The organism is Nonomuraea zeae, assembly GCF_005889725.1.
GTDB lineage: Bacteria > Actinomycetota > Actinomycetes > Streptosporangiales > Streptosporangiaceae > Nonomuraea > Nonomuraea zeae.
Genome location: NZ_VCKX01000349.1, coordinates 1 through 11,581, shown reverse-complemented (window position 1 = coordinate 11,581; position 11,581 = coordinate 1). Strand labels below are relative to the sequence as shown.

Genomic DNA, 11,581 nt, shown 5'->3' with positions numbered 1-11,581 from the left:
AGACGTGTATAAGAGACAGGTAGTCCTTGTATTCGCGGCTGCGCGTGACCACAGGCACGTTCAGGGACACGATCCCGGCCTTGGCGAACTGGAGGTCCAGCTTGATGCTCTCGCCGCCCCTGAGGCTCTTGGAGATCGCCTCGAGCATGATCTGCGGGGTCGGCTTGCCGGTGTTGACGAGCTGGTTGCTCGGGAGCTGGATCGGGGCCGTGACCTTGACCGTCCCCAGGTTGCCCGCGGAGACTGCCTGGAGCGTGTCGGGGGCGCCGGCGGTGTTGAGGATGTTCAGGTAGATCGGGGCGGAGCCACGCCACGCGAGCTGCGCGCCGGCGTCAGGACCGAGGATGAACGCCTGCGGGATCTGAATGTCACGCTTGCCGTAAGAACCTTGATCGATGAGCACCTGCGCCTCGTTCGGGGCGTACGGCTTGTTGGTGGTGGCGTCGAATCCAGCCCCGCAGCCCGCGAGTACGGGGGCTGCCAAGAACGCGGCGGCTACGACAATCCAGCGAGGGCGGGTCACGGACGGGTACTCCTTGGTCTTGCGCAGGACACGCGCATGTGCATGGGCAGCGCCCACCATATCCACCCGAATGCATGGTCATATCCGCACCCCCGCAGGTCATTCGCTATGTCCGGAAATGCGATTCATAGAGTTGAGCGCTTGTCAAGCCCCAATATGCGGCTTTGACCTGCAGTTATGAGGGTTTCACTGTTCCGGGAGGCTGTGGATACGTGGTACTCTGGAGTACAGCGGAAGGGGTACTTGTCACATGACTTTCCAGGTCGGCGACACTGTCGTCTACCCCCACCATGGGGCTGCTCGGATCGAAGCAATCACGAAGCGATCCATCAAGGGTGAGGAAAAGACCTACCTGGTGCTCAAGGTCGACAAGGGCGACCTTACCGTCCAGGTGCCAGCTGAAAACGCAGAACTCGTCGGTGTGCGCGATGTTGTTGGCCAGGAAGGCCTTGAGCGGGTTTTCGATGTCCTTCGGATGCCGCACACGGAAGAGCCGACCAACTGGTCTCGTCGCTACAAGGCCAATCTGGAGAAGCTCGCCTCCGGCGATGTGAACAAGGTCGCCGAGGTGGTTCGGGACCTGTGGCGGAGGGATCGCGAGCGCGGTCTGTCCGCAGGTGAGAAGCGCATGCTCGCCAAGGCACGCCAGATTCTGGTCAGTGAGCTCGCCTTGGCGGAGAAGACCAATGAGGACAAGGCTGAGGCCCTGCTCGACGAGGTTCTCAACTCCTGAACGCGAATCTTCCACGGGTGGGCGTCGGAATCGACGTCCACCCGTTCGCTTCGGGTGACTCAGGACGTGAGCTCAACCTCGCCGGCCTGCACTGGCCTGGCGAGACCGGGCTCGAAGGTCATTCCGACGGTGACGCCGCCGCCCACGCCGCCTGTGACGCCTTGTTGTCGGCGTCCGGTCTGGGCGATCTCGGGCAGTTGTTCGGCACCGCGGACCCGCGCTGGGCGGGCGCTTCCGGCGTCGCCCTGCTCGAAGAGACCGCCCGCCAGGTGCGGGCCGCCGGCTACGAGATCGGCAACGTGGCCATCCAGGTGGTCGGCAACCGGCCCAAGCTCGCGCCACGCCGCGCCGAAGCCGAAAAAGCACTCAGCGCCGCCGTCGGCGCGCCTGTGAGCATCAGCGCCACCACCACCGACGGGCTCGGGCTGACCGGGCGCGGCGAGGGAATCGCGGCGTTCGCCACGGCGCTGGTCGTCAACCTTTCCTGAGGGCCGGGCGTCTTACGTCGGGATGCGTGAGGGTGTCCTGGCGGGTCGTCGCCGATCCCGCCTAGTGGAGGCGGCGGTTCGTCACTGGCGCGGTACGGACCGTCGCCTTCCACAGGGTAGTTTGCCTGCTCAGAGGGTAGGTCTCCCCAAGACATGTGAACGTCTCGGGGGGAGTTACACATGATCGGCGCGATTGTTTCCGCAGTAGTCATCGGCGCGATCGTCGGTGCGCTGGCGCGGTTGCTGGTGCCCGGCAGGCAGAACATGTCCATCGGGCTGACCCTCATCGTCGGCATCGTGGCCGCGCTCATCGGCACGCTGATCGCGCAGGCGCTCGGCTGGGCCGACACCAAGGGGATCGACTGGATCGAGCACATCCTCCAGCTGGTGCTGGCGGTCGTCGGCGTGCTCCTCGTGACGCGGATGGGCCCGGGGCGCTCCGGACGCACCGGCCGAACGCATACCTGACCTGCCGCTTCATGATTTAGGCGAATAATCGCCGTAGATCGGGTAGCGAGCAACCCCGTGAGAGTGAACCGCTCACCCTCGCGGGGAGGTTTCGTGTCATGACAATCGAGTCCATCCTTGGCGCCATCGTGATTGGCGCCGTGATTGGCGCGATCGGTCGCCTGCTGCTTCCCGGCAGGCAGGCCATCGGGTGGATCCTCACCATCGTCGTCGGCATCGTGGCTGCTCTGCTGGGCACGCTGCTCGCACAGGTGCTCGGTGTGGAGACGACCCCTGGCATCGACTGGATCGAGCTCGTGATGCAGGTGGTGCTGGCCGTCGTCGGCGTCGGCCTGGTCGCCGGGCTGCGGCGCGGCTCCAGCGTATAGACGAACAGGAAAGCCCGCTCGGGAGCGACTCCCGGGCGGGCTTCTCCGCGCCTCACCCAGCCGACCGAGGTCTCCCGCCTCTGCCGGCGATCCGTACGGTATGACGTGGGCGCCGGGCTCGTCGGCGGGATGGGGGCTGGCGGCGCAATGGCGGAGCGGACGGCGAAGGTCGAATCGCCCTGTGGCACGTGCGGCGGCGTCCTCGTCCGCCAGGTGAACCAGTTCGTCTTCGTCCAGGACGGGCAGCTGTGCTGGGATGCCGAGGGCGGCTGCGTGTCGTGCGGCACCGGCTGGTGCGAGCAGTTCGGTTCGGGCGAGACGCCGGAGGACATCCGCGGCCCCCTGCTGGCGGAGCATGGCCCGAGCCGGTTGTGTGTCACAGACCCGGTGCCGAGCCTGGTCTCGGTCCTGAAGGTCCTGCGGGAGGTATGGGAGGTGTCGCTTCCCCGAGCCCGTGAGCTCGCCGGAGAGCTCACGGACACCGGCCTCGTCGGCACTCTGGCGGAGATGGAGTTCCTGAAGATTCGGCTGCGAAGCCGTGGCGTCGCAGCCGAGGTGAGGCCCGCCGGCGGCCCGGCTCCCTGGTAGGGAGTCGTGCCGGCAGAGTCGTTTTCAGTCTTCGGGAGGGCGGGGCGTGCTGCGCAGCCGCCCTGAGGGGGCCGGGGTGTCGTCCTCGATCACCGGGTGCGGGGCCGTGTCCTCCAGCTCTTCCCTGCGGCGTTCCTGGAGGTCGGCGGACTCGGGGCCGTGCCCAGGGTCGGGGGTGTCGTCCTCGACGATCGGGTGCGGCTGGGTGTCGGCGTCCCGGTCGTCGGAACGGTCGGCGGTGCGCGGGTGGACGAGGACGTCGGTCGGCTTGACGCGGTCGCCCCAGCGGACGGGACGCGTCCTGACCTGCTCCTCCGGCTGGGGAACCGGCTGAGGAGCCGGCTCGGGTGCCCGCACCGGTTCGGGCTCCGGCAGGGGTTCCGGCAGGGGTTCCGGCTCGGGCTCGGGCTCGGGCTCTGGCCTTGGCTCGGGCTCGGGGGCAGGCTCGGGCTCAGGCCGGGGTAATTCGGGCTCGGGCTCCGGCTCGGCGCCCCTCTCGCTCGCAGCGGGCCATTCGGTCACCCGCGCGGAGACCGGCGGCGTCTCGGGGGCGGCGGTGGGGCCGACGACCGGCGTGGGCTCCAGCACCACGGGCGCGGACGCCCGCGCGGGCAGCGGCGGCGGCGTCTCCGGGGGATGCGTGCGATGGAATGGCACGATGTCCTGCTCGGCCGCCGCGGCGTCCGCGTCGTGACCGCCGCCTCTGTACGCCTGTACGTGCTTGATCAGCAGCAACCAGAGCCACAGGGCCACGGCCAGCATGATCCAGGGCGCCAGGGCCACGCCCACGGCCGTCTGGCGTACGTCGAACGCGAACCGCACGGCCGACGACACGTTCACCGCCGCGGCGGCCACGATGAGCAGGACCAGCACGACCGCCGCCTGCACGCGGACCAGCATCCTGGCCGAGCGCAGCAGCAGGACGCAGACGAGCGCGATCACCAGGAGCGCGTCGAAGGCCGCCGGATAGAGGAAGGCGAGATCCTGCCGGGCCTCGCCGGTGAGGGCCAGCGCGCGCAGGTCGTCGAAGGAAAGCGCGCACGCGGCCCCGGTCAGGGCGGCGACCGCGAGCCCGGCAAGGGCGATGCCCAGGCGGCGCAGCGTTGTGGGGGGAGTCACGTCCATGGCGGTTTCGAGCCTACAGAAGAATGGGGATCAAGACCGATCAAGGGAGACACATGGCCGAGCTGTCGGAATATGTCCGCGATCTCCTGGACGCTCCGAACTTTGCGACAGTGACCAGTATCAACCCCGACGGCGGGCCGCAGTCGTCCGTCGTGTGGGTGCGTACGGATGGCGACGACGTGCTGTTCTCGACCGTGAAGGGCCGCAGGAAGCCGCGGAACTTCGAGCGCGACCCGCGCGCCAGCCTGCTGGTCATCGATCCGGCGGATCCGTACCGGTACGTGGAGGTACGCGGGCGGGTGACCATCACGGAAGACCCCGAAGGCACGCTCATCGAGGAGCTCTCGCAGAAGTACCGAGGGCAGCCATGGGAGGACAAGCCGGGCGTTGAGCGACTCATTGTCCGGATCTCTCCGGACAGGGTCACGTTGCGCGGCTGATTTATCGGCGTCATGGCGGCTCTGAGGCGTTAGCCTTGCCTTCGTGAGCCTGCACATCTACGACACCAGTACGCGCGCCATCCGCGAATTCGTTCCGGTCGAAGCCGGCCGGGCGTCTATCTACTTGTGTGGGGCCACTGTGCAGGCTCCTCCGCACATCGGGCACATCCGCTCGGGCGTGAACTTCGACGTGCTCAGGCGCTGGATGTCGCGTTCCGGCTATGACGTGGTGTTCTGCCGCAACGTCACGGATATCGACGACAAGATCATCAGGGTCTCGGCCGAGGAGAGCGTGCCCTGGTTCGTCGTCTCGGAGCGCAACCAGCGGGCCTTCACCTGGGCCTACGACACCCTGGGCTGCCTGCCGCCGACGGTCGAGCCCCGCGCGACGGGCCACGTGCCCGAGATGATCACGCTCATGGAGCGGCTGATCGAGCTCGGGCACGCCTACGCCTCCGGCGGCGACGTCTACTTCGACGTGCGCTCCTACGCCGACCGCTACGGCAGCCTCTCCAACCAGAAGCTGGACAACATGCGGGCCGCCGCCGACACCGACGACGAGTCCTGCAAGCGCGACCCGCGCGACTTCGCCCTGTGGAAGGGGGAGAAGCCGGGCGAGCCGACCTGGCCGACCCCGTGGGGCCCCGGGCGTCCCGGCTGGCACCTGGAGTGCTCGGCCATGGCGACGAAATACCTCGGCTCGACGTTCGACATCCACGGCGGCGGGATCGACCTGATCTTCCCGCACCACGAGAACGAGATCGCCCAGTCCCAGGCGGCCGGCGACGGCTTCGCCCGCTACTGGATGCACAACGGGATGCTCAAGATCGGCGCGGAGAAGATGAGCAAGTCGCTCGGCAACTCCCTGCTGATCCCCGAGATGGTGCAGAAGGTCCGGCCGGTGGAGCTGCGCTACTACCTGGCGGCACCGCACTACCGCTCCTCGATCGACTACTCGGAAGAGGCGCTGCTGGAGGCCGCCGCGGCCTACCAGCGGATCGAGGGCTTCGTCACGCGGGCGGCCGAGGTGATCCACGACGTGGACGCCGACGCGCCGCTGCCGCAGGCGTTCGCCGACGCGCTCGACGACGACCTCGGCACGCCTCAGGCGCTGGCCGTGGTGCACGAGGTCGTGCGCGAGGGCAACGTGGCCCTGTCGCGGGGCGACAAGGAGGCCGTGGCGCGGCTGCTGGCGGAGACCCAGAACATGCTCGACGTGCTGGGCCTCGACCCGCGCTCGCCGCAGTGGCGGGGGGCGGGCTCGGACCTGTCGCCCGTGGTGGACGCGCTGGTCGCGGTGGCGCTGGAGCAGCGCAAGGCGGCTCGGGAGCGCAAGGACTACGCGGCCGCGGACGCGATCAGGAACCAGCTGACGGCGGCCGGGATCACGGTGGAGGACACTCCGCACGGGGCCCGCTGGGAGCTCAGCCACTGACCCGTGCTTTCGGGGTCACCTGGCTGTTTCCGCGGTCACCTGACCCGGAGGCCGGTCATGGCGGCGGCGGCCACCTCGGCGGGGTGGCTGAGTTGCGGGTGATGCCCGGCCCCTGGCACGACGGTCACCGGCACGCCGGGCGCCTCGCCGATGAGCGGGTCGAGCTCGCCGGCGACGATGCGGACCGGCACCGGACAGGTGGCGGTCAGCGCTCGTAGCTCGGCCCGCTCGCTCAGGCGTTGCGCCCGGCTCAGGTGGCGTGCGGTACGCCGTGCGACACCCGGCCGGCGCAACTGCGCGACCGCGTCGTCCAGCGCCCGTCCAGTGGCGGCCTCGCTCGGCGTTAGGCCGGCGGCGGGCTCGTGCAGAGTCGTGCCGGTGGCTGGCTCGTTCGGTGTCGTGCCGGCGGGGGCCTTGTCCGGCGGCGGGTCGGCGGTAAGCCCGTCTCCGAGCAGGGCCTTGCCGAGCCGCTGCGCCGAAGCCGTGCGGAGCGCGAGGGTGGCGAGCGCCGGTACGCGCAGGTGCCAAGGGGCCCGCCGCTGGAGGAAGTAGGGCGAGACGAGCACGACGCCCGCGACGCGTTCCGGATGGGCGTGGGCGTAGCGCAGGACGAACGCGGCGCCCGCCGAGTGCCCGACCAGGACCGGCCGGGTCCGTACAGGCGCGAGAAGCTCTTCCAGCCACTGCGCCGGGCCGGCGGCGGACGGGGCGGAGCGGCCGAGCCCCGGCAGGTCCGCCACCAGAGCGGTGCCGTCCAGCTCGGGCAGCACGCCCTGCCAGCTTTCCGCGTTCAGCGGAAGGCCGTGGAGCAGCACGTAGCCGGGAGAGACGCGGTCGCCCGCGAGGTAGGCCGGAGCCCCGCCGACCAGGTGGAAGCCGCCCTTCAACGGCGGGAGCGCCCGTCCGAACCGGTCGGCGACCAGCCGGTCGGCCCAGCGGTGCAACGCCTCCCGCACGGGCGGGTGGCTCAGCCCGACGGCGTCGGCCGACGTGGTGTCGTAGCGATCCTCGGACAGGAAGGGCAGGGTCTCGGGGTCGAGTCCGGTGAGCGCGCGGGGCAGCCGTCGTACCAGGCCGGTCGGCAGGATGGCGCGCGGCGGGCGGAGGCCGAGGTGGCGTGCCAGGAGCGCGACGAGGTCGGGCAGGACAGGGGTGGCGTCGTCGAGCACCCAATGGGCGCTGTAGGGCTCGTGGTCGTGCTCGGGCACGGCAGCCAGGAAGCGGGCGAGATGATCGACGGTGACCACGGGGGTGAACGTGCGCCGGGTGCCGGCCAGCGCGGGGAGCCGGCCCGTCCAGAGCTTCTCGACTATGTCCGCGAGCCCGATGTACTGGCCGGCCTCGCCGGTCACCGAGTGCCCGATCAGGTTGGCGGGGTTGACGACGGTCAGGGGGATCCCGCTCGCCGCGGCGGCGGTCCGTACCGCGGTGTCGCCTTCGCGCTTGGAGGCCTCGTACGCGCCGTAGCGCCGGTAAAGCTCGTCCCCGGAGAGTGAGTCCGGCACCCCCACGCGGTAGCCGGAGATGTGCACCAGGCGCCGCAGACGTGGACGCGTGCCGGCCCAGCGCAGGACGTTCAGTGCGCCGTTGACGTTGGCGCGGCGGGCCTCCTCGCGGCCGAGGCCGAAGCGGAACACGGCGGCGGCGTTGAAGACGTCCCGTACGGAGGCCAGCCCGGCCTCGTCCGCCGGGCTCATGCCGAGCCCCGGCCGGGTGATGTCGGCCTTGACGACCGTGAGCGCCGTGTCGTCGACGTCGTGCTCGCGCAGCCAGCCGCGCAGCTCGGCGGGGGCGCCGCGGACGGTCGCGGCGACCGGCCTGCCGCGCGTGAGCAGCTCCGCTGTCAGCCACCGGCCGACGAGGCCGGTCGCGCCGGTGACCAGGGTGTCGGGTTCCATGTGCACTCTTTCTCTAGACCGATCTACATATTCTTTGGTGATGCCTCTGCCAGGCAGCGTGGCTCGTCACGCATCAGTCAGGGCGGATGGCTTTTACCCGCGTCAGCCGGGCAGGGTGGCTCGTCACGCGTTGAGCAGGACCGCAATGGTGCGGCGGGCCTTCTCGATCGGCGCGCGGCTGCGTCGGGCGCGGGCCAGGACGAGCGCTCCCTCGACCAGCGCGAGCAGGGCGCACGCCAGGTCGTCGGCCTGGGCGGGAGCGTGTCCGTCGAGGATCAGGCGATCCACGAGCGCCCGCTGCCAGCCGTCGTAGGCGTCCGCGCAGACCTTCTGCAGCGTGTCGTGGGTGGCCGCGACCTCCAGGGCGACCGTGGCGATCGGGCAGCCCTTGTTGTATGCGGCCTCTTCCATGCGGTCGGCCAGCGCGTCCAGCATCGCCTCGATCAGCGTCTGGGTGCTGGGGGCGGTGTCCGCCAGACTTCCGATCAGGTCGTCGATCTCGCGGGCGGAGACGGTGAGGGCTTCCGCGGTCAGCTGATCCTTGCCCCCGGGAAAATGGTGATAAAGCGAGCCCTTGGGTGCATGCCCGGCCTCGACCACCTCGTTGAGGCCCGTCCCGTAGTAGCCCCGTGCCTCGACCAGCGTGCGGGCTGCGTCGATCAGCCGTGCCCGCGTCTGGTCCCCCTTGATCGCCATGCCTTGTAAATTAGACCGTTCTACATATTTTGTCGAGCCTCGGGTGCTTGGGTGCTGGCCATCCTGGTGATGCTGAGCGCGGCGGCGCTTGGGTGGTCGCGTTCTTCGACTCGGCCCCGTTCGAGCTGGCGGAGAAGGGGCTCCGGGCGGACGCGGCGTTCTGCGGCGTGTTGACGGGGGCGCAGGGGGGCTGGCAGCGATGCCCCGAATGGCGGCCTGACTGCGGCCTTCGTATTGCGGCGTCTCGGGCCGGCCGTGACGGCGGGGGCCGTGCTGTCGCTGCTCGGTCTCGCGGTGGTGGGACTGGCGGCCGATGTGGCCGGCGTACCCCTGCTCCCAGCTGCGGTAGCGGCGCTGGTCATGGCAGGGACAATGGGGGACGCCAGCGCGGACGCACCGCGAAGGCAAGGACCACGGGGGAACGCTAACGCGGACGTGATGGCAGTGACGAGGGGGAGGCGCGCGGCGCGGAGACGCCGTGAACGCCACGCCCGCCCCCCATCGACCGCCGACCGCCGACCGCCGACCGCCGGACGCCGAGGGCCGGACGCCGAGGGCCGGACGCCGAGGGCCGGACGCCGAGGGCCGGACTCCGAGGGCCGGGGGCCGGGGGCCGGACTCCGGCGGGCGCGGGCGTGGGCTGAGACGCGCGGCGGCCCGAGTACCCTTGATGCCATGGCAGCAGGCGGTAGGGCATCGGGCAGGCCCGCGAAGAAAAAGGGCCCGTCCAAAGGCACCGGAGGGCAGGGTCGCCGGTCGCTTGAGGGCAAGGGCTCGACGCCGCCTGCCGAAATGCGCCATTGGTACAAAGACAAGGCACGTGGCGAGCGCATCGCCCGCGAGGAGCGTGGCGACGGGCGCCGTCCGGCCCCGACCAGGCAGCGGCGTTCGGAAGACGCGCCCGAATACATCGGTGGTCGCAACCCGGTGCTCGAGGCATTGCAGGCGGGAGTGCCGACCAACGCGCTCTACGTCGCCCAGCGCATCGAGAACGACGACCGCGTACGCGACTCCATCAAGATCGCGGCCGAGCGCGGCATCGCCCTGCTCGAGGTCAGCCGCGACAAGCTCGACCGCATGACGGAAGGCATCGTCCACCAGGGCATCGCGCTCCAGATTCCCGCCTACGACTACGCACACCCGTCGGACCTGGTCGAGCTCGCCCAGGACGCCGCCGAGGTCCCCCTGATCATCGCCCTCGACTCGGTCACCGACCCGCGCAACCTCGGCGCCATCGCCCGCTCGGCCACCGCGTTCGGCGCCCACGGCCTGCTCATCCCCTCCCGCCGCTCGGCCGGGGTGACGGGCGGAGCCTGGAAAACGTCCGCCGGCACCCTGGCCAACCTGCGCGTGGCGCGCGCCGCCAACCTGACGGCGGCGCTGCGCGAATACCGGGACGCGGGCCTGTTCGTGATCGGCCTGGACGGGGCCGGCGAGACGGACATCGGCGACGTGGACCTGCTGACGGAGCCGCTGGTGATCGTCGTGGGCTCGGAGGGCAAGGGCCTTTCGCGGCTGGTGCGGGAGCAATGTGACGTGGTGACCCGCATCCCGATCCAGGCGGCGGCGGAGTCGCTCAACGCGGGGGTCGCTGCCGGGGTGGCGCTGTACGAAGTCGCTCGTCACAGGCGTCCCTAGCGTCTACACTGGTAGGCCGTGCCGACGTAGCTCAATCGGCAGAGCATCTGTCTTGTAAACAGAAGGTCAGGGGTTCGATTCCCCTCGTCGGCTCTGCAACAGGAAGCCCCTGAACAGGCGTTATGCCGTCAGGGGCTTCTTGGTTTGTCAGGACAATGTTGAGATCTTGCTAACGGTCCTGCTAGCGGCGCCTCGCCGCTGAAGACGAACGAGTCCAGCGGATGTACCAATCGAGGAAGGGAACCGGTTCGGTCCAGCCGCCGTGCACGAAGCCCCAGCTGTGGTCGTGGAGCCAGGGAGCGGACGGCCACCAGTACAGGTCGTCCACCCATCCCATCTCCGTCATCCACACTGTGCCGGCGAGGTCGCCGGTCATCGCCAGCATGCTGATCCACGAGCAGCCGTGACTGCAGAGGAACATGGTCCCCGGCATCGGCTTGTCGAAGTAGAGAATCGGTGCGGTGCCCTCTTCTGCCAGCTGGGGCAGGCGAGACACATCGGCCTGAGTGATGGGGAAGGGCGCTGCTGCGGAGACTGCCTTCTCCGGCTCCTCCGTGAAGTATTGCTGCTCCCGCAACGTCTCCTCAATGATCCACTCCACGTTGAGCACGGGACCAGGTCGGACACCGGGTCCGAATCGTAGGAGGAACGAGCGGAACTCCTCCGGCAGTGGTGCTCCTACGACGCCTTCGAGCGCCTGTACCTCTGTCTCCGACAGAGGCGCGATATCGGCCGGGTCGGTGAGTTGGCTGAGCTCGTCGCCCAGCTCGGCCAAGCTGATCTCTGAGCGCACGCCTGCCTCCTTGGTCCCGTTGGAGAAGAATAGGTGATGTGGGTGATCTTCAGCCGGTCTCGACTGCTCTCGCGAAGACATCGCTTGCGGTGGCTGCTTGCTCGTGGATGACGTGCGCGTAGACCCGAAGGGTGATGGCGGGGTCGGCGTGCCCGAGGCGGGCCGCGACGACGTGGGCAGGGACGCTGGCCAGGAGCAAGATCGTGGCGTGCATGTGCCGGAGGTCGTGAGTGCGCCGTGAGGCGCGGTGAGTCGAGTGGGGGTGAAAGACCTTCACCGCTGACCCTGTCGCAGCAGGGAGGTGGAGCTGAGGGCAGCCTGATCCGGGTGGTGCCGGGGAGGGCGGGAGCAGCCCTGACAACGCCGGGACGGGCCAGTACTACCAGAT

Annotated in this window: 14 protein-coding genes and 1 tRNA gene; 9 read left to right on the top strand and 6 right to left on the bottom strand. The window is 69.6% G+C overall.

Going from position 1 to position 11,581, the window contains the following annotated elements:
• On the bottom strand, positions 1-523 hold a 523-nt coding region (locus ETD85_RS53915), incomplete at its 3' end, for a copper chaperone PCu(A)C (protein ID WP_206059465.1).
• Between the two features lie 250 nt (positions 524-773).
• Here ETD85_RS53915 and ETD85_RS53910 point away from each other — a divergent pair.
• The 5 genes from ETD85_RS53910 to ETD85_RS53890 all read left to right on the top strand — a co-directional run bounded on the left by ETD85_RS53910 (position 774) and on the right by ETD85_RS53890 (position 3,168).
• The gene (locus ETD85_RS53910; protein ID WP_043624891.1) at positions 774-1,256 is read left to right on the top strand and encodes a CarD family transcriptional regulator; all 483 of its coding nucleotides are present in this window, start codon (positions 774-776) and stop codon (positions 1,254-1,256) included.
• Between the two features lie 17 nt (positions 1,257-1,273).
• Complete coding sequence (ispF, locus tag ETD85_RS53905) at positions 1,274-1,744, top strand: 2-C-methyl-D-erythritol 2,4-cyclodiphosphate synthase (RefSeq protein ID WP_138697622.1); 471 nt, start codon at positions 1,274-1,276, stop codon at positions 1,742-1,744.
• Between the two features lie 180 nt (positions 1,745-1,924).
• A complete protein-coding gene (locus ETD85_RS53900) occupies positions 1,925-2,212 on the top strand; it encodes a GlsB/YeaQ/YmgE family stress response membrane protein (protein WP_138697621.1) in 288 nt (95 codons plus the stop codon).
• Between the two features lie 98 nt (positions 2,213-2,310).
• Positions 2,311-2,580 (top strand): GlsB/YeaQ/YmgE family stress response membrane protein, encoded by a 270-nt coding sequence (locus ETD85_RS53895; RefSeq protein WP_138697620.1) that lies wholly within the window; start codon positions 2,311-2,313, stop codon positions 2,578-2,580.
• Between the two features lie 105 nt (positions 2,581-2,685).
• Positions 2,686-3,168: a hypothetical protein gene (locus ETD85_RS53890; protein WP_206059464.1), complete on the top strand. Its 483-nt coding sequence runs from the start codon at positions 2,686-2,688 to the stop codon at positions 3,166-3,168.
• A gap of 24 nt (positions 3,169-3,192) precedes the next feature.
• Here the strand turns inward: ETD85_RS53890 and ETD85_RS53885 are convergent, their stop codons facing one another.
• Positions 3,193-4,287, bottom strand: coding sequence for a DUF2637 domain-containing protein (locus tag ETD85_RS53885; RefSeq protein WP_170247348.1), 1,095 nt, complete (start codon positions 4,285-4,287; stop codon positions 3,193-3,195).
• Positions 4,288-4,346: 59 nt separating this feature from the next.
• Between ETD85_RS53885 and ETD85_RS53880 the strand changes: the two genes are divergently transcribed.
• Together ETD85_RS53880 and cysS are read left to right on the top strand one after the other, a co-directional pair.
• The gene (locus tag ETD85_RS53880; protein WP_138697618.1) at positions 4,347-4,733 is read left to right on the top strand and encodes a PPOX class F420-dependent oxidoreductase; all 387 of its coding nucleotides are present in this window, start codon (positions 4,347-4,349) and stop codon (positions 4,731-4,733) included.
• A gap of 43 nt (positions 4,734-4,776) precedes the next feature.
• A complete protein-coding gene (gene cysS / locus ETD85_RS53875; protein WP_138697617.1) occupies positions 4,777-6,168 on the top strand; it encodes a cysteine--tRNA ligase in 1,392 nt (463 codons plus the stop codon).
• Positions 6,169-6,203: 35 nt separating this feature from the next.
• Here cysS and ETD85_RS53870 read toward each other — a convergent pair whose 3' ends face one another.
• Together ETD85_RS53870 and ETD85_RS53865 are read right to left on the bottom strand one after the other, a co-directional pair.
• A complete protein-coding gene (locus ETD85_RS53870; RefSeq protein WP_138697616.1) occupies positions 6,204-8,066 on the bottom strand; it encodes an alpha/beta fold hydrolase in 1,863 nt (620 codons plus the stop codon).
• Positions 8,067-8,189: 123 nt separating this feature from the next.
• The gene (locus ETD85_RS53865; protein WP_138697615.1) at positions 8,190-8,762 is read right to left on the bottom strand and encodes a TetR/AcrR family transcriptional regulator; all 573 of its coding nucleotides are present in this window, start codon (positions 8,760-8,762) and stop codon (positions 8,190-8,192) included.
• Between the two features lie 675 nt (positions 8,763-9,437).
• On the opposite strand from ETD85_RS53865, the gene rlmB reads away from it, so the two are divergent.
• Complete coding sequence (rlmB, locus tag ETD85_RS53860; protein WP_138697614.1) at positions 9,438-10,400, top strand: 23S rRNA (guanosine(2251)-2'-O)-methyltransferase RlmB; 963 nt, start codon at positions 9,438-9,440, stop codon at positions 10,398-10,400.
• A gap of 20 nt (positions 10,401-10,420) precedes the next feature.
• Positions 10,421-10,493 (top strand) — tRNA-Thr (locus tag ETD85_RS53855).
• Between the two features lie 88 nt (positions 10,494-10,581).
• Here the strand turns inward: ETD85_RS53855 and ETD85_RS53850 are convergent.
• Both ETD85_RS53850 and ETD85_RS66405 read right to left on the bottom strand, forming a co-directional pair.
• The gene (locus ETD85_RS53850) at positions 10,582-11,193 is read right to left on the bottom strand and encodes an SMI1/KNR4 family protein (RefSeq protein ID WP_138697613.1); all 612 of its coding nucleotides are present in this window, start codon (positions 11,191-11,193) and stop codon (positions 10,582-10,584) included.
• Positions 11,194-11,242: 49 nt separating this feature from the next.
• Positions 11,243-11,470, bottom strand: a complete 228-nt coding sequence (locus ETD85_RS66405) for a tyrosine-type recombinase/integrase (protein ID WP_276617410.1) — start codon at positions 11,468-11,470, stop codon at positions 11,243-11,245.
• Positions 11,471-11,581 lie beyond the last annotated feature (111 nt).

Coding starts and splice junctions, on each gene's coding strand:
- ETD85_RS53910 (WP_043624891.1), top strand. CDS start 774: ATGACTTTCCAGGTCGGCGACACTGTCGTCTACCCCCACCATGGGGCT.
- ETD85_RS53900 (WP_138697621.1), top strand. CDS start 1,925: ATGATCGGCGCGATTGTTTCCGCAGTAGTCATCGGCGCGATCGTCGGT.
- ETD85_RS53895 (WP_138697620.1), top strand. CDS start 2,311: ATGACAATCGAGTCCATCCTTGGCGCCATCGTGATTGGCGCCGTGATT.
- ETD85_RS53880 (WP_138697618.1), top strand. CDS start 4,347: ATGGCCGAGCTGTCGGAATATGTCCGCGATCTCCTGGACGCTCCGAAC.
- ETD85_RS53870 (WP_138697616.1), bottom strand. CDS start 8,066: ATGGAACCCGACACCCTGGTCACCGGCGCGACCGGCCTCGTCGGCCGG.
- ETD85_RS53865 (WP_138697615.1), bottom strand. CDS start 8,762: ATGGCGATCAAGGGGGACCAGACGCGGGCACGGCTGATCGACGCAGCC.
- rlmB (WP_138697614.1), top strand. CDS start 9,438: ATGGCAGCAGGCGGTAGGGCATCGGGCAGGCCCGCGAAGAAAAAGGGC.